We start from the raw sequence: 17,242 nt of genomic DNA on the forward strand, positions 1-17,242 counted from the left end.
AGCGTACTCCCTCGGGCTCTTCAGAGCCCCTTCTCTTGATCGTTCAACCCTTGACGCTGCCGGCCGTCAGGCCCTGGACAAGGAAACGTTCGAACCACAGGAAAATGAAAAGGACGGGCACGGTCGCAATTACCGCGCCCGCCATGAGATGCTGACGTGGCACCTCGGAGGAATTGAGGGACACCACTCCGCGCGACAGCGTGAAGATGTCCGGATCGTCCAGGAACATGAACGCGAACAGGAACTCGTTCCAGGCGATCATGAAGACGTAAAGCGAAACGGAGGCCAGCGCCGGAAGGGACAGCGGCAGGGTGATCTTGAGGATCACGCCGATGCGCGACAGCCCGTCCATCAGTCCGGCTTCCTCCAGCTCCGACGGCAGACCGCGAAAGTAGCCCTGCAGCATGTAGAGCGCGACCGGGATGGTGGTTGCCGGATAGACAATCAACAGACCGGTGAGCGTGTTGCGCAGGCCAAGCTGCGAGAACACCGCATAGAGCGGGATCACCAGCACGATCGCCGGCACCATGTAAATGAGCAGAACGGAGCGGGCCAGGAATGCCTGTCCCGGAAACCGCAGCCGCGACACGGCATAGGCACCCGGCACCGAGAACAGCAGTGTCAGCACGACGGTTGCCACCGACACGAAGGCGGACACCATCAGGTAACGGCCGAAGTTGAACTGGGTGAAAAGCTCGACATAGGACCGGAACAGCCCGCTGATGCCCTGACTGACGTCGATCGACAGGTCCAGCGGATTGGCCAGCAGTGCCTGCTGACTTTTGAGCGAGGTCATGATCATGACGTAGAACGGCAAGGCGACAATGATCGAGAAGACGACGAAGCCGACGCCCTTCGCGATGCGAATATAGACAACCTCACGCTCGTAGCGCGACATGGCACCAAGCCGGGCCCCACCGAGGCAGATCGCATTGGCACCGGTAACGCCGGCGACAAACATCACCAGACCAAGTCCCTGCCACAAGGAGTGCTGACCAAGCGACAGACCGAAGGGCGCCGCGAAGGAAGCCACCATCAGGACGACGAACAGGACGGCAGCACAAAGCCCCCTGTCCGCCATGGCTCCAGCGCCCCCGGTCGACTGCCTCCAGACCAGAACCAGAGCACTGACAAGCCCTGCAAGACCCGCCGCCGTTGCCTGCGGTTGCGCCACATCGCCGGTCACCAGTGTCAGCGTGACACCGATGACCACCATGGCAGTGACGCCCCAGATCAGGCCGGTCAGCGCCGCGAGAACGATACTGCCGGGTCTCATAGCCCTTCCTCCTTCGGCGAAAAGCGGATGAACAAAGTGGCGAAGGTGACAAGGACGACAAAGACGACCACGGCAACGGCCGCACCGGCGCCGAGATTGGACAGGGCAAATCCCTGCTCATAGACATCGACGGTCAGCGTACGCGTGCCCGCGTTGCCGCCGGTCAGAAGGAAGATGTCGTCGAACTTGTTGAAGGTCCAGATGAAGCGCAGCAGGAACAGGACCGAGAGGATCCCCATCAGTTGCGGCAGCGACAGGTACCAGAACTGTTGCAGCGGCGTCGCCCCGTCCATTTCGGCAGCTTCATACATGTCGGTGTTGATCGACTGCATGCGCGCCAGGATGAACAGGAAAGACAGCGGAAAGTAACGCCAGGCCTCGAAGGCTATCACCGTCGTCAGCGCCAGCGGAAACTCCATCGGAATGCCGAGAACGGAAAACTCGATCGCCCTCTGGCCGAAGAAATTGATCGGATCGGCGACAACGCCCATTTTGGTCAGCAGCGCGTTGAGCGTGCCGGAAAACGGGTCGAACAGAACGACCCAGGTGAAGGCAACCGCGATCACCGGCGAGACGTAGGGAAACAGAAACAGGCCCCGCAGGACACCGCGACCGGGGAAGGTCGTGTTCAGGAGCTGCGCCGCAAAGAGACCCAGCACCAACGCGCCACCCGTCCCGAAGATGGTGTAGTAGAACGTAATGCGCAGCACTGACCAGAACTCGTCCGCGCTGAAGATCCGGCTGAAGTTCTCGAACGTGAATTCGAAGTTGGTCAGCACATTGTTGGCTTCGCCCGAAATAACCGGCTCGCTCGCACGTTCGGGACGGTTTGCATCCAGAAACCCCTGCGACACGGTTCCAACCAGTTCGACGTCTCCGCGCCAGCCAGGCGCTACGGTTCCAAGATCGCACGTCAGCGCGGCGCCATTGAGCGAACAGTTTTCGGAATGCGAAGTCACCGTGAAGCCATCGGGCACCACATCGCTCAGCGTCACGTTGCGGACTTCCTCGTCCTGAGACGAATTGCGCAGCCGGTATTCCAGCCGGGCCTCGTCGCCTGGTGCTTTTGGCCGGCCACGAACCCGTTCGTTGACGAGCACGGTCGGCGGCCGCAGGTCGGCAAGCTGAACCGGCTTCACACTGATCCAGAAATTGGCAAGCAGCGGTCCGGCAACAATCATCAGGATGATGGCAAATGTCGGCGCCAGCATCAGATACGCCAGCCACATTTCACGCCGCTGCATCGGACCGATGCCTTTCGGCGGCCCTGAGGAAGCGTCAGCTTCGGTTTTGGTGTTCATGTTTCCGCCCGGGGTCTAGATCCCGTTCTGCCGTTGGCGACCGACAAGTCCCAACCGGCAACTGTCTGGAGCCCATCTCGGCTGCCGGCAATTCAGCGGCAGGAGATTGGGAAGGACCGGGCATCCGACAGACGCCCGGTCCGGGCTGTTATGTGCGGGCTTTCCCACCCCCTCGTGGGGTCTTGAGGGGTGGAAAGGCGTTACTGGATCTTGGCCAGTTCCTCGTTGAGCTTGGCAACGGTTGCCGCAGCATCGCGTTCGTCGTCGATGTATTCACGCACCAGACGGTTCATCACCTGGCTGTTGATCATCTTGGAGGCAAGCGAGAGCTGGCCTTCCTTGACGCCCCAGCGGCTGGCGGTGTCGAGACCGGAGACGATGGTCTTGATGGTGTCGGCATCGTAGAGATCGGTCAGCGGCGCCTTGCGGTCGACACCCACCGGGAGCTTTGCCCAGCCATCGACGAATTCGGTCGCGTTGTCGGCTGAACCACGACGGATCGGGAACTTGCCTTCCGGCGCGATCGACAGGGTCGACAGGTAGCCGTCATCCATGGAGAACTCGACGAACTGCATCGCCGCTTCCGTGTCCGCGTCATTGGTGATGCCGAAGTAGCGGATGTCGGCCCAGGCTGCCCCATCTGGATTGGACGGGCCGCTCAAGGTGGTGACAACACCGGTCTTGGAAGCAAGTTCCGTGGAGGTAGGATCATCGGTGATGGTCGGCGGAGCGCTGTCACGCAGGCCGGCAAGCTCATCCAGGATGAACGGCGACCAGATGATCATGGCTGCTTTGCCGGCAAAATAAAGCTCGCGCGACTGCTTCCAGAAGAGGTCACCGGGAGGCGATGCCTTGGCGATGGCTTTGTAGAACTCCAGCGCTTCGACAGTCTTCTTCTCGTCCAGCGGCTTGAAACCGTCGTCACCGACAGGGCTGACACCATTGGCCAGAAGCACGTGCTCCAGCACCTGACTCATGAAGTTCTCGTCAACCTTGGTCGCGGCGACGAAACCGAACATCTCTGGCGGGTTATGCAGTTTTTCGACGGCTGCCAGAATGTCTTCATAGCTGTCCGGAGCGGCAAGGCCGTTTTCCTCAAAGAGGTCCTTGCGGTAGATCACCATCTGGGTCCAGCCGTCCACAGGCACGGAGGCGACACCGTCTTCAACGGCAGCCATGGCAACCGCGCCAGGCGCGAATGTGCCGGCACCCAGTTTTTCAAACACTTCGGTCGCAGCTTCCGTATCCAGGATGCCTGCTTCGGCCCAGGGCAGCGCGTATTGCAGTGTGTGGTAGATGACATCCGGCAGATCGCCGGCGGCAAAGGCTGCCGTGGCACGCGTGCCGAGATCGGATTCCGTCACCGGAATGACGTCCACCTCGATGCCTGTCTTTTCCTTGAACGCGGCGGCCATTTCTTCCTGCTTGGCCAGGCGCTCCGGTTGTTCTTCAGTCGTCCAGAACCGCAACGTCTCGGCCTGTGCGGCCGTCAGACCGAGCGTCAGAACGCCCGCGATGGTCGAGGCCAGGAATGTTGTCCTCCCAAACATATTACTCTCCCTTCCTGCCGGAATGTGGCTGTTGGTTCAGCCGGTCGCGGAGCGCGCTTGCAAGCGCCTCCGATGAATTTGCCGGAGCGCCATCCGAGGCGCGCCGGATCAGGTTTGCCTTGGCAAGGGCCTGCAGATCCGTGGGGTTCTTGCCGTCCAGAACATCGATAAGCATGCGGGCAACCCTGCCGCCTGCTTCCTGGGCGCTTTGCGAAAAGGTCGTCAGCGGCGGGTCCAGGTATTCGCCCACCGGCAGGCCGTCATAGCCGACGACGGTAACGTCGGAGCCGACCTTAAGACCGAATTTGCGGCAGTACTGCACCGCTCCGATGGCAAGGGCGTCAGTCACGCACAAAAGTGCGGTTGGCGGCGCCTCCAGCGACAACAGCGCCTCGGCCCCTGCAAAGCCGCCTTTTTCGCTGAGCGGCTGAAGATTTTCCAATGCCGGATCATGCACAAGGCCCAGGGCCTCCAGACCCTGCCTGTACCCGTTGCGGCGCTGAAGCGCGAAGTTGAGTTCCATCGGACCGCCGATGAACCCGATCCGCTCGTGTCCGAGGCTGTAGAGGTGGCGAACGCCGTCAGCAAAGGCCGCCTCGTTATCGATATCGAACCAGGCATAGCCTGCCGGATTGCGCGTGCGGCCGTGGGCGACGAATGGAAAATTCTGTTCCCGCAGATAGGCGATGCGCGGATCGTCCACTTCCGTTCGGGTGACGATGAAACCGTCCACCTTGCGCCGGGCGATCAGCCGCTTCACGGTCTCGATCATGTGTTCGCGTGAATGGGCAGTGGTCACCAGAAGGTCCAGCCCCAGTTCGTCGAGAGCTCTTGCGATGCCGTCGATGAATTCGGACAGGAACGGATCCGCTCCACTGCCGTGACCCACGGGGATGACGATGCCGAGCGTGTCCTGACGTCCGCGCTTCAGATTGCGCGCGGTGGCCGACGGCTGATAGCCCAGATCCTGAACAGCCTTGAGGATACGTTTGCGGGTGGCTTCGGAAATATCGGTGTAATTGTTGAGGACCCGCGACACGGTTCCTTTCGCAACGCCCACATGGCGCGCCACGTCATCAATGGTGACGGAATCGCGAAGTCGCGACATCGATCCTCCCTGCGAGCCCGAAGGGCTCAATTCCCGGCCTGCAGCCTCAAAAGGCAACAGATTGTTTTATTGAGGAAAATTTTTACAAAACCGATTTTGTAAGTCAACAAAATCGGTTTTGGAGATCAAATTTTTATTTTTTGCAGAGCGGGAAGCGACTGACGTTGCAACGAAACATGCCGTCGCAACGTTTCGGAAAACAAAAATGGGAGGAGCATTTCCGCTCCTCCCTCGCATCGGTCAGTTCTCATCGATGGCTGTCGAGACAGGCCTTGCAGACACCGTCTGCGGCGATTGTCAGAACGGCACGCCGGAGACGAGAATCAGATTTGCGTAAGGCGTGCATTCACCGGTGCGAATGACCGCACGTGCCTTCGAACAACGCTCCTTGAAGTCCTCGTGAGACATGCGGACATGCTCGATCGGCTTGCCGGTGTCAGCCGCCCAATGGGCCAGCCGGACCTCGATCTGCGTGACGAGATCTTCCGATGCCTCGTCCGCAAAGACCGCCTGCTCGACGATCATTTCATCGGCCAGCGCTTCCAGAACATCGAAGAAGGCCGGAATACCGGGGCTGACTGCCAGGTCGATCACACCAACATTGGCAGGAACCGGAAGGCCTGCATCGGCAAGGACGATCTCGTCCATATGGCCGAGCGAGGCTACCAGTTTGCTGAGATGCCGGTTTAGAAGCTTCGTACGTTTCATGGCCTTGTCCTGAATGTTCGGTGGTGCTTACGTCAGCGAGACCAGAGTTTCGCAAAGCGGCACAGGGGCATAATAGGGTGCGGACGCCTTGCTGACGAGATCGAGCCGAAGCACGGAAAGCCCAAGCGCCTGCAGCCCTTCCGTTTCCTTCTCCGGAACCGCTTGGTCGACGATCACGAAGTTGAGCAGACGGTCGACCGGGCAATCACTGCCCGCGTCCCGCCGCAAGTAGGCAAGCAGGGTCTGCACCTTGTCGGCAACACTCATCGTGCCGGTTTCCGGATCCTGCCCCGTTCCGGGCAGATAGACCTTCGGAACGGTACGTGCGGCAATGGCTTTTCCGACGCCTTTCGGCAGAAGATTTGCGATCAGGCTGGTATAGAAACTGCCCGGCGCATAACAGATGAGGTCAGCAGACTGGATGAGGCTCCGGTTGCGGTCCGGAAACGCTGCTTCCGCAGGGTCCTTGCCGGTCAGCCCCCGATTGAGGAACAGGTTCCTGATCGGCGAGACCAGTGGCGGATGCTCCTTGCCGGTCAGAAGGTGCTGGCCGATAACAACTTCGCCATCCTCAAGGTCTGCCCCCAGATGCAGGTTGTCGTCGGCAACGGCCCGGACGGTGCCCTGAACACCCACCAGCTTGGCCACCAGAAAGATGATCGGTTCAAGTTGCTGGTTCTGGTTGAGGTAACCACCGGCCAGGATCAGGTTGCCGATGCTCGCGCCGCGCAGGTCGAAATCTATCGGGCGTGCGGCGTGAAACATGCCCAGCTGATTCTGGATGAGCGTGCGCATCGGCTGCTCTATCGCCTCCACCAGCGGATGCGTTCCGGCGATCATGCTTTCCAGCTCGGCAGCCAGATCCACTTGCGAGGCTGTTTTCGAAAACCGATGTGTGAACAGGCGAAAAACGTCCGGATGGCCGAGCACCGTTTCGTCGGCGAGTGCCATCAACCGGCTTCTGAGATCACCAATGGCCGGCATGTTGAAGGCAATCCTGAGCCCTTGCGAGCTGCCGCCGGAATCGAACGGTGTCACCAGGTGGATGGAATTATGCGTGTAGCGCTTCAGGCACTGGGCGACACCGTTGAGTGCCGATCCACCGCTGAAGAACAGCGTCCTCGGGCCAAGCTTGGGATTGGACAGAAACCGTTCGATCCGAAATGGATCCGGCAGGCGCGCCACACGGGTGATGGTGATTTCAGTCAAGTCCGGTCCCTTGGGAATTCCGGCGCCATTTGCCGGGTAAAGGATTTGCGGGCGTTCGTCCCGGCCAATGCGCTATCCGATCCATATGGCACGGAAATCATTGACATTCGTCAGTGTCGGCCCGGTGACAACCTGATCTCCGATCGTGTCGAAAAAGCGGTGAGCGTCATTGGTAAGAAGTGCCTCTTCCACATCGGCACCCGCCTTGTCCGCCCTCGCCAGCGTATCCGGGCCAATGACAGCACCCGCTACCTCTGCTGCCCCGTCGACACCGTCCGTGTCGCAAGCGATCGCGTGGATACCCGGAGCCCCGCGCAAGGCAAAGGCAAGAGCCAGGGCGTATTCGGCGTTCGGTCCGCCAATGCCCTCGCCGCGTCGGGTCACCGTCAGCTCACCGCCGGACAGGAGCAGCAAGGGCCGGCTGCCGTCGGGGCGCTCGCTCTGGCGGCTGAGGGCAAGCTCTGCATGGGCACGCGCAACTTCCCGCGCTTCGCCTTCCAGGGCATCCCCCAGGATCTCGACATCACAGCCTTCTGCTTCGGCTAGGGTCCGGGCAGCTTCCAGCGACTGGGAGGGAGCTGCGAAGATGACATTCGACACACGGCCGAGCTTCTCGTCATCGGGCTTCAACACACCGCTTCCGGCGGCGAGAACCTGTTGCACCGAAGCCGGCACTTCGATCTTCCACTGCTCCAGGATCGCCTTGGCATCGGCCGTCGTGCTGGTATCACCAACCGTCGGACCGGACCCGATTTCAGCAGGATTGTCACCGGGAACATCGGAGATAAGCAGAGCCAGCATCTTTGCAGGATAGGCAGCGGCTGCCAATTGCCCGCCCTTCACCCGGCTCAGATGTTTCCGCACGACATTCATCTGGCCGATCGGCGCACCGGAGGCCAGAAGCGCCTGGTTGACCGCCTGCTTTTCGGCCAGCGAGATTTCTCCGGCAGGCGCAATCAGCAAGGCCGAGGCACCACCGGACATGAGCGCCAGCACGTAGTCGTTCTCACCCAGGCCGGAAACAAGCTCGATCATGCGTTTGGTCGCGACAAACCCCATTTCGTCCGGAACCGGATGCGCGGCCTCCACGATCTCGATCCCTTCGCACGGCCTCGCGTAGCCATAGCGCGTGATCACCAGGCCTTCGCACGGCCCCCAGACCTTTTCGACCGCTTCCGCCATTCGGGCGGAGGCCTTGCCTGCGCCGATCACCACGACGCGGCCCGCTGGTTTCTCCGGCAGAAACGCACCAAGGCTCTGCATCGGGTCCGCCACTTCGACGGCCCGCAGGAACAGCCGTTTCAAAAAATCCTGAACGCTCTCGGCCATGGCACCACTTCTTCCTAAATTCATGTTCTCCTGTTTGAGCGCAGAACTGCAGGAATTATCAAGGCCGAAACGATGACCTTCAACCTGCGAACGCCCAAAACCCAGCGAAACCGTGTGCCCTGCAGCATAGAATTGTTTTGCGTTTCACCGTCACCATCCACACATGAGGGCCAATTCCACGGAGGACCTCATGACTGCGCAGACAATGCCCGCCTTCGATACGGCGATCCGCAACCCGGAAAACCCCGACCACCTGATGGTGATTAAGGACGTGCCCCGGCGAATTCGCATCTACCAGGGCGCGGCCCTGCTGGCGGACAGCATCAATGCGGTTCGCGTTCTTGAAATCGGCAAGTCTTTTTATGACCCCGTGATCTACGTGCCGGAAGCCGATCTCAAGACCCGGTTCGGGTATGTCGACAAGTCTACCCATTGCCCCATCAAGGGCGACGCCAGCTACATTTCCCATGATGGCGAGGAGATCGGCTGGGTCTACAGATCGCCGGTGCCGATGGCGGAGAAACTTGCCGGGCACTACGCCTTCTGGCCATCCAAGGTCCGGATCATCGAGGGCGAGTAGAAGGCCCTCGAATGCGCACCCGGTCAGCCTAACGCCGCGCGGCAGCCGAAAACCTGTAACAACGGCTCAGTCCTTGCCGACATCCTCGACATAGACAAGCGCCCGGCCCTGACAGATGCGGGTGCCGTCCTCGGCTTCACAGACCGTTTCCAGATCGACCAGGTGTTTTTCCGGCCGCAAGCGCGTGATGGTCACCGAGGCCGTCAGCGTCTCCCCGACCGGGGCGGGCGCCAGAAACTCCAGGCTCTGCTTCAGGTAGTTGGTTCCTCTCCCCGGCAGCTCGACGCCCAGCAGATAGGAAAAGAGCCCGCCGATCAGTGGCCCCGGAACAGACACAGGTACTTCCGTGCCGTTTCCGGCAAGCTGCGCGAAACCACGCATGTCGTCTTCTGTGTAGCTGCGTTTGACTTCCGCGCGCGCTCCGACTTCCAGGCTCATGTCCGCACCCCCAGTTTACAGGAACCGGACAAGGTCACGGCCCCGTCCGCCACACGGGCGACCTCGATCAGGATCAGGTCTGCATCGTCCTCGCTCGGCGTGAACGAAAACGCCAGTTCCTCATCCGCATAGGCCGGATTGGGAAACATCAAAGTCTGCACGGCATGGCTTCGCCCCGGATGGAGGGCCTTCAGATGCGCAAAGACCCGCGTATAGAGCAGCATTCCGTGGGAGACGGTCCGGCCGAACCGTGTGCGAGCCGAAAATTCGGGATCGACGTGGATCGGGTTGTCATCACCGGACAGATCGGCAAATGCATCGAAATCCTCCTGACGGGGGATCCAGCTAAACGTTGCGCTGTGCTGCGCGTCAGCGGTCAGGCTCATCGGTTATGCTTTCTCCAGGGAATTGTCGGCAAGGAAGTCGTCTTTCAGAATGTTCTTGCGCACCTTGCCCGCCGCGGTGCGCGGCAGGTCATCAACGACGGTAAAGCTTTTCGGCACCTTGTAGGGCGCCAGCTGCTTGCGGCACCAGTCGGCCAACGTCGTCGTGTCGAGGTCTTCGCCGGGACGCACAATCAGGAAGGCTGCACCGACCTCGCCCCACTTAGCATCAGGCACACCAATCACCACAGCCTCCAGAACGGCCGGATGACCGACAAGAACCTTCTCGACTTCGGCCGGATAGACGTTCTCGCCTCCCGATATGTACATGTCCTTGATCCGGTCGACGATGTAGTAGTAGCCGTCCTCGTCACGGCGCCCGATGTCACCGGATTTCAGCCAGCCGTCGACCGTGAAGGTGGCAACCGTCGCTTCCTTGTTGTCCATGTAGCCCGGCGTGATGTTCGGCCCGCGAAACTGGACTTCCCCCTCCCCCGGCCCTTCGACGATACCGCCATCGCCGTCGACCAGGCGAACATCCGTCAGGATCTGCGGTTTTCCGACTGAACCGATCTTGGCGGGCGCATGGCCCTTGTCCATCAGGAACACGGTTGGCCCGGTCTCGGTCATGCCCATGCCGTTGCAGATGGTGACGCCCCGCTCCTGAAACTCCGACAACAGGTGTTTCGGCACCGGCGCACCGCCACAGCCGAGCGACCGGACCTTCGAAAAGTTCGTCTTGCCGATCCTGGGTGACAGCGCCAGCGCCTGATAGATCGCCGGAACACCGAAGAAGCAGGTGACGTTTCCGGCGGAAACGAGATCAAGCACGATCTCCGGATCGAACTTGCGCAAGACAGTCGACATGCCGCCGTTCAGGAAGATTGGCAGCGTCGGCAGGTTGATCCCCGCCGTATGGAAGAGCGGCAGGAAATTGACGCCCTTTTCGCCGATCGAAAGACCCGTTGCCTGGCAGTAGTTGATCATGTTGGCATAGGCCATGCCCGCTGTCTGGATGACCGCCTTGGGCAGGCCCGTCGTTCCGGAAGTGTAAAGCAGATACCAGGGGGCCGAAGCCTTGACCTTGCCGCATCCGATCGCTGCAGGACTTGCCCCCGTCAGAAGACGATCAAGAGCGCTGCCGCCCCGACCCTCGGCGCCCAGTGGTAGAAGCGACAGACCGGTTGCGGCGGCAAGTTCTTCGGCAATCTCGACAAACGCAAGATCATGAAACAGCAGCTTCGCACCGGAGGCCGCCAATATGGGCTGCAGCTCGGCAACCGGCTGTCGCCAGTTGAGCGGCACAAGCAGGATGCCGGTTTTCTGAGCCGCAAACAGCAGCACGAAGAAATCCGGGTGGTTATGGCAGAGCACCGCCATGCGGTCGCCCTTGGCAAGGCCGCGACCCAGCAGAAGATTGCCCAACCGGGTGGCGCGCTCGTTGATCTCGCAGAAACTGAAAGATCTGCCGCTTTCATGATCGACAAAGGCTGTCGCCCCGGGCGTGAGCTCCGCCCGTTTTGCGGCCATGTCGGTTAAATATTCCATGCATCCTCCCAACACCTGGCTGGGCCTCAGGCCAGCGCCTTGCAAGGCGAGGTGTCTGTCTTGCAGTCGCCGTCCTGGCCCTTCGGACGGGCTTCTCCTCAGGCCCGTTTCCTGGTGAATTCCTTCATGCCGTCGAGCGTGCTTTGACGGCTCACCAGGTCCAGGAACCTGGCCTTTTCCTGGTCGAGACGCTCTCGCACCATCGCGCATCTGCGTGCATCCCAAACACTCTGGCGTGTCGTGCGGTGGGTCTGCGCGAAGCCTTTGCCGAGATCCACGACCCAGCCGTCAACAGTTGCAACAAGCTCAGCCCCCGGCACCTGACAGACGGCAAGCCCCAGTTCCACAGCCTCCGAAGCACTGATGCGCGTGTTGCGATACTGGATCGCAAGTGCCTTCGAAGTGCCGATGCGGTCCGGCAGCAAGGCTGTCCAGCCGCCATCCGGCCCGAAGCCCACCTGATTGTAGTAGGGCTGGACAAAGGTCGTCCCGGACATGGCAACCATGTCTGCCGCCAGCATCAAGCCAGCAGACCCACCCGTCACCGGCCCATTGACCGCCGCCAGCACCGGCGCCGGAAAGGACAGCAGGTCGAGGATCGTCTCGTGCAGGCTGCCGACAAGCTCGTCCGAGTAGGCCACGAGTTTACCTTGCGATCCGGCATGGTCCAAAAACCCGCCAATATCGCCACCGGTCGAAAAGCTGGATCCACGGCCCGACAGTACCAGCGCCACCGGTTCGGCCATCGCCGCTTCGGCAATGGCGCTCCGCAGTTGCGAAACCAGGGCCGGAACCAGGGCATTGTGCCGGTCCGGCCGGTTCAACCATATCCAGATCGCGCCGCCGCGTGTTTCTGCCTCAACGAGACCCATGACATGCGCCTCAGGGTTTGATGCCGTTGGCAATCAGTTCGTAGGCACTGGCAACCAGTTCGGAAATGGGTTTTTCCGACTTGAACACGACCAGCTGCTCTCCAAGAGCCCGGGCGATGCCCATGAGGGCCCAGGCACGGGTTTCCGTGTCCCCCTTGGAGATCTGTCCGGCGGCCTCGGCGGCAACCAGTCCCGACCGGTAACCGGCGGCGAATGTCTTGTAATATTCCTCATAGGCGGCAGGATCGACGAACAGTGCTTCCTGAACGATCCGGTAGAGGTCCGGATGGGCCTGGACGAATTCCAGGAAGGCCCGCAGGCCGGCCTCTTCCGCTTCCAGCCGGTTGCCGATGCCCTGCGTTGCTTCGGCGATTGTGTGTCGGACCAGCCGCCCCATTTCCAGGACGAGCTCCGAGAACACCTGCTCCTTGGTGGTGAAGTAGATATAGAAAGTGCCTTGGGCGACACCTGCCTCACTGGTAATGTGACCGATGGAGGCGTCGTTGTAGCCCTTCTCGCCGATCACCCTTTCGGCAGCTGTCAGGATCGCCTTTCGGGTGGCTTCACCGCGCGCCGTTTTCGGCTGGTTGCCTGCAGCCTTTTGCGGCGCGTCTGCTTCTGCGGCTGGTTTGCGCACCTGCTGTTTCCTCCCAATTCATGAAACATGAATCAGTATTCATGTTTGAGGGTTGAAAGCAAGAAACTTCTTCAAACCGGGCCGAAGAATGCGGCAATTTGGCCCCATGCACATTCTGATGCCGTACCCATGTTTGCCGTAACAGCAAAAACTTTCCGGCAATCACCTTGGGATATTCTTCGGTTTCACCGGGAATTGCGCACATTTTCCGACAAGGGAACAAGGCCGGTTTTCCTTGGCAAACCACGGCAACGGACACTATGGCGATTGGACGCAGCCGGGGTTTTTGACCTTGATCAAGGCCAAAACTTTGATAAGCAGTTTTGAATGGCTATAAGTTAGCTGCTAGTCTGGAATCGGACGGAAAGGTTCCAGGCAGCAAATTGGCCGCGCGGGACGCGAGTTGCGCGGGCAGGAGAGAGGCGCTGGCAAAGGTGCCCGCGATGAGAGGATCCTGAGAATGGACGTGAACGCGTATCTGGAAGAACGCCTGGGCAAACTGCATGACAACGGCAATTACCGTGTGTTTGCAGATCTGGAACGTCAGGCAGGTGCTTTTCCGCGCGCAACCCGTTACCGCGAAGATGGTTCCGTTCAGGACGTGACCGTCTGGTGCTCCAACGATTATCTCGGCATGGGCCAGAACGAAAAGGTCGTGTCCGCGATGCAGGACGTGATCTCCAAATGCGGCGCAGGCGCAGGCGGAACGCGCAACATTTCCGGCACCAACCACTACCATGTTCTTCTGGAGAACGAGCTGGCCGACCTTCACGGCAAGGAAGCTGCTCTGATCTTCACGTCCGGTTATGTTTCCAACTGGGCAGCGCTGGGTACGCTCGCCTCCCAGGTTCCGGGCATGATCGTCTATTCGGACTCGCTCAATCACGCTTCCATGATTGAAGGCATCCGCCACGCCCGCTGCGAAAAGCGCATCTTCAAGCACAACGACTATGAAGATCTGGAACGCCAGATGGCGGCGGACGATCCGGACGCGCCGAAACTGGTAGCATTCGAAAGCGTCTATTCCATGGATGGCGACATCGCGCCGATCAAGGAGATCTGCGACGTTGCCGACAAGTTCGGTGCACTGACCTACCTCGACGAAGTGCATGCCGTGGGCATGTACGGCCCGCGCGGTGGCGGCGTTGCCGAACGCGAAGGCCTGATGGATCGTCTGACCATCATCGAAGGCACGCTCGGCAAGGCCTTCGGCGTGATGGGCGGCTACATCACCGGTTCGAAGACGGTTGTCGACTTTATCCGCTCCTTCGCCTCCGGCTTCATCTTCACCACCGCCCTGCCGCCGGCGCTGGCAGCGGGCGCAGCCGTCTCCATCCGTCACCTGAAGGACAGCCCGTTCGAACGCAAGGCGCACAAGGACCGGGTCGCCCAGGTCCGCGCCGCTCTCGACAAGCGCGGCATCCCGCACATGGAAAACCCGAGCCACATCGTTCCGGTGATGGTGGGTGATGCCAAGAAGTGCAAATGGATCTCTGACATCCTTCTGGACACCTATGGCATCTACGTTCAGCCGATCAACTATCCGACGGTTCCGGTCGGCACGGAGCGCCTGCGCTTCACCCCGACCCCGCTGCACACGGCCGAGGACATCGAACACCTCGCCAACGCGATCAACGACCTGTGGTCGCAATGCGCACTGGCCCGCGCTGTCGCGTAAGGTCAGAATTAAAACAGATCAGACAAAACCCGCTTTCCGATGGAAGGCGGGTTTTTTGTTTCTTCGTTTCCAACCGTCGTCATCCCATGGCATGACCATGGGATCCAAGCCGTTGCACCTCCATACAAAGAGCGTGAACGAGGAAACGCATTGGCATGGATTGCGGATTAAGCACATCCGAACCTCCATGATTTGTCGTCCCGGTTTGTTGCGTCAGCAGCAAGACCGGGACCCAGTACGCCGTGTCGTATGAGACGAAAAAAAGCAAACTCTGTGAATTACTGGATCCCTGCCTGCGCAGGGATGACAAGTTGCCAGTGCTTGAGTGCAAATATTCTGTGGCGAGAGCTTCCCCGAATACGAGTGGGGCAAGCCGTATTATGACACGTGAAAACAAGGACAAACTTCGCGACACGACCATCATCCACCCTGCCCTTTTCCCGACCCCGCCCTAGCTACTCTCAAATGCCTTTGCCATGGGGAGACGGTTGCGATGCGGATAATCCTTGCTGTTGTTGTCTGGTGCCTTTTTCTGATCCCCCCAGCCGTTTCCGAAGAACTCGACCTGGAACTGGTGCTCCTGGCCGATGCGACCGGGTCAATCGATGACGAGGAAATCCGCTTCCAGCGCAAGGGCTATGCCGACGCGATCACGGATCCGTCAGTGCTGAATGCCATCGCAAGCAACATCTACGGCAAGATCGTCGTCACCTATGTCGAATGGGCGGACATGCACTCCCAGGATGTTGTCGTGGACTGGACAGTCATCGACGGACCTGAGAGCGCCCAGCATTTTGCAACGGAACTGATGGCTGCCCCGCGCCGCGCCTACGGCCGCAACGCCATTGGCGCAGCGCTTCTGAAAGGCAAGGAGCTGATCGACGACAATGCCTTTGAGGGCTTGCGCAGGGTGATCGACCTGTCTGCCGACAGCGCCAACAACTGGAACGGCCCGACCATTCCCGAAGCCCGAGATATCGTGGTTTCCTCCGGTATTGTCATCAACGGCCTGGCGGTTCTGTGCCGGCACTGTTCCGGCCGGCCGATTGCCTACGATCTGGAAAAGCGGTTCTACGAGAGCATCATCGGCGGTCCGGCCGCCTTTGTGGTGACTGCCGACAGTCCAGCGACATTTGCCGAAGCAGTGCGCAAGAAACTGATCCTTGAAATCGCCGCCAAACCCACCGATGCGCAGCGCATCCTGAAGCAATTGGCGGCCTTGCAGTAATCCTCACACGTGCCTTGGCCCCACCCTTTCCAGACGCATTTTCGCCTTTGGCAAATCACGGCTGTCGCACAACCGCGTCATCGCATTATGATTTGAGACGGCAGCTCGCGCTGTCCTAACGTCACAGCGTTCGAGGGGGATACCGTTTCATGACAACCGGCCTGTTGCTTCTGGCGCTGTTTACGGTCTGCTACACGCTGCTGGCCAGGACATTGTCGAAGGGCGTCCTGACAGCGCCGATCCTCTTCATCTGCTTCGGCTACCTGATGGCCCAGACCGGGTTGATGCCCGGAACCGATGCTGAACGCCTTCTGCATATCGTTGCCGAAATGGCTCTCATCGTCCTTCTGTTCCTGGACGCTGCCCAGATCAATCTTCAGGCCCTGCGCCAGCGCCACCAATGGCCCCTGCGCATGCTCGCCCTTGGCCTGCCACTTGCCATCATTATCGGAACCATGGCAGCCATACCGTTTTTGAGCGGCGAACCGCTCATCGTCGCCGCTCTTGCTGCCGCGCTGCTCGCCCCGACCGATGCTGCTCTCGGCCAGGCTGTCATCACCAACAAGGCGGTGCCGGAGCGGGTGCGCCGGGCGCTGACGCTGGAAAGCGGCCTCAATGACGGACTGGCCCTGCCGGCCATCTTGCTGTTCGCTAGCCTTGCCGGGGAAATGATGCAGCCGGGCGCGACAGACTGGCTGATGTTCGGCGCCAAGCAACTGATCCTTGGTCCCCTGGCGGGCGCGGCCATCGGTGCTGCGGGCGGGGTGCTGTTTCTGGCTGCCAAACGCCGGGGCATGACTACCGATACCATCGAAGGCATCGGCGCCATTGCCATGGCGTGCGGCGCTTATCTTGCCGCCGGCGAAATCGGCGGCAACGGCTTCATATCAGCGTTCGTCGCAGGGCTCTTCTTCGGCAACGTCATCAAGGGGCAATGCGCCTTCATTTATGAGTTTACCGAAAGCGAAGGCCAGATGCTTTCCTGGGGTGCCTTTTTCCTGATCGGTCTTGCCCTGTTGCCCGATGCCATCGCCCATCTTGATGCCGCCAGCCTCGCGCTCATTCTGGTGAGCCTGTTCGTGGTGCGGCCACTGGCGGTCTGGCTGTCGCTTGCCGGCACGGATGCCGCCCCGCTGACCAAGCTCTTTTTCGGCTGGTTCGGCCCACGCGGACTGGCAACAGCCCTCTTCGCGCTCCTCGTCGTTGACCAGATCGATCACGCAATCGGCGAACAGCTCCTGAACCTGGCCGTTAACGCGGTCTGGATCAGCGCGGTTCTGCATGGTGTCACAGCCGTCCCTTTTGCCAAATGGTACGCTGCTCACATGTCCGGCAAGGACGGGGCAGCGGAACTCAAGGCCATGCCGCCCATGCGGCCGGAAGTGCCTGCGGACTGA

General features: G+C 60.4%; 16 protein-coding genes. 4 read left to right on the forward strand and 12 right to left on the reverse strand.

The window, feature by feature from the left end:
- Positions 1 to 43: 43 nt before the first annotated feature.
- From HCG46_RS06295 to HCG46_RS06325, 7 genes are all read right to left on the reverse strand, one after another.
- Positions 44 to 1,276 (reverse strand): carbohydrate ABC transporter permease, encoded by a 1,233-nt coding sequence (locus HCG46_RS06295; RefSeq protein ID WP_077291865.1) that lies wholly within the window; start codon positions 1,274 to 1,276, stop codon positions 44 to 46.
- Complete coding sequence (locus HCG46_RS06300; protein ID WP_023003052.1) at positions 1,273 to 2,577, reverse strand: sugar ABC transporter permease; 1,305 nt, start codon at positions 2,575 to 2,577, stop codon at positions 1,273 to 1,275. The genes HCG46_RS06295 and HCG46_RS06300 overlap by 4 nt, the downstream gene beginning before the upstream one ends.
- A gap of 200 nt (positions 2,578 to 2,777) precedes the next feature.
- Positions 2,778 to 4,127, reverse strand: coding sequence for an extracellular solute-binding protein (locus HCG46_RS06305; protein WP_055656322.1), 1,350 nt, complete (start codon positions 4,125 to 4,127; stop codon positions 2,778 to 2,780).
- A gap of 1 nt (position 4,128) precedes the next feature.
- Positions 4,129 to 5,235 carry a substrate-binding domain-containing protein gene (locus HCG46_RS06310; RefSeq protein WP_168685172.1) on the reverse strand — a complete coding sequence of 369 codons (1,107 nt, stop codon included), beginning with the start codon at positions 5,233 to 5,235 and terminating at the stop codon, positions 4,129 to 4,131.
- Between the two features lie 297 nt (positions 5,236 to 5,532).
- Positions 5,533 to 5,943: a D-ribose pyranase gene (gene rbsD / locus HCG46_RS06315; protein WP_062487232.1), complete on the reverse strand. Its 411-nt coding sequence runs from the start codon at positions 5,941 to 5,943 to the stop codon at positions 5,533 to 5,535.
- Between the two features lie 27 nt (positions 5,944 to 5,970).
- Entirely contained in the window at positions 5,971 to 7,152 is a 1,182-nt protein-coding gene (locus HCG46_RS06320; protein WP_168685174.1) for a GAK system CofD-like protein, read from the reverse strand.
- Positions 7,153 to 7,224: 72 nt separating this feature from the next.
- Entirely contained in the window at positions 7,225 to 8,481 is a 1,257-nt protein-coding gene (locus tag HCG46_RS06325; RefSeq protein ID WP_168685176.1) for a glycerate kinase, read from the reverse strand.
- A 190-nt stretch (positions 8,482 to 8,671) separates the two neighbouring features.
- Between HCG46_RS06325 and HCG46_RS06330 the strand changes: the two genes are divergently transcribed.
- Complete coding sequence (locus tag HCG46_RS06330; RefSeq protein ID WP_208984244.1) at positions 8,672 to 9,061, forward strand: DUF427 domain-containing protein; 390 nt, start codon at positions 8,672 to 8,674, stop codon at positions 9,059 to 9,061.
- A 66-nt stretch (positions 9,062 to 9,127) separates the two neighbouring features.
- On the opposite strand, the gene HCG46_RS06335 is transcribed toward HCG46_RS06330, so the two are convergent.
- The 5 genes from HCG46_RS06335 to HCG46_RS06355 all read right to left on the reverse strand — a co-directional run bounded on the left by HCG46_RS06335 (position 9,128) and on the right by HCG46_RS06355 (position 12,939).
- Positions 9,128 to 9,499, reverse strand: coding sequence for a phosphate acetyltransferase (locus HCG46_RS06335; protein ID WP_168685178.1), 372 nt, complete (start codon positions 9,497 to 9,499; stop codon positions 9,128 to 9,130).
- Entirely contained in the window at positions 9,496 to 9,885 is a 390-nt protein-coding gene (locus HCG46_RS06340; RefSeq protein ID WP_168685179.1) for a MaoC/PaaZ C-terminal domain-containing protein, read from the reverse strand. Before HCG46_RS06340 ends, HCG46_RS06335 begins: the two co-directional genes overlap by 4 nt.
- A 3-nt stretch (positions 9,886 to 9,888) precedes the next feature.
- Positions 9,889 to 11,430, reverse strand: a complete 1,542-nt coding sequence (locus HCG46_RS06345) for an AMP-binding protein (RefSeq protein ID WP_168685181.1) — start codon at positions 11,428 to 11,430, stop codon at positions 9,889 to 9,891.
- Between the two features lie 98 nt (positions 11,431 to 11,528).
- Complete coding sequence (locus HCG46_RS06350; RefSeq protein WP_168685183.1) at positions 11,529 to 12,302, reverse strand: enoyl-CoA hydratase/isomerase family protein; 774 nt, start codon at positions 12,300 to 12,302, stop codon at positions 11,529 to 11,531.
- Between the two features lie 10 nt (positions 12,303 to 12,312).
- Positions 12,313 to 12,939: a TetR/AcrR family transcriptional regulator gene (locus HCG46_RS06355; RefSeq protein WP_168685185.1), complete on the reverse strand. Its 627-nt coding sequence runs from the start codon at positions 12,937 to 12,939 to the stop codon at positions 12,313 to 12,315.
- Positions 12,940 to 13,399: 460 nt separating this feature from the next.
- Between HCG46_RS06355 and hemA the strand changes: the two genes are divergently transcribed.
- The 3 genes from hemA to HCG46_RS06370 all read left to right on the forward strand — a co-directional run bounded on the left by hemA (position 13,400) and on the right by HCG46_RS06370 (position 17,242).
- A complete protein-coding gene (hemA, locus tag HCG46_RS06360; RefSeq protein ID WP_031270302.1) occupies positions 13,400 to 14,617 on the forward strand; it encodes a 5-aminolevulinate synthase in 1,218 nt (405 codons plus the stop codon).
- A gap of 493 nt (positions 14,618 to 15,110) precedes the next feature.
- Complete coding sequence (locus HCG46_RS06365) at positions 15,111 to 15,845, forward strand: DUF1194 domain-containing protein (RefSeq protein ID WP_168685187.1); 735 nt, start codon at positions 15,111 to 15,113, stop codon at positions 15,843 to 15,845.
- 149 nt (positions 15,846 to 15,994) lie between these two features.
- Complete coding sequence (locus HCG46_RS06370; protein ID WP_168685189.1) at positions 15,995 to 17,242, forward strand: cation:proton antiporter; 1,248 nt, start codon at positions 15,995 to 15,997, stop codon at positions 17,240 to 17,242.

Source organism: Labrenzia sp. PO1 (genome assembly GCF_012273635.1).
GTDB lineage: Bacteria > Pseudomonadota > Alphaproteobacteria > Rhizobiales > Stappiaceae > Roseibium > Roseibium algicola.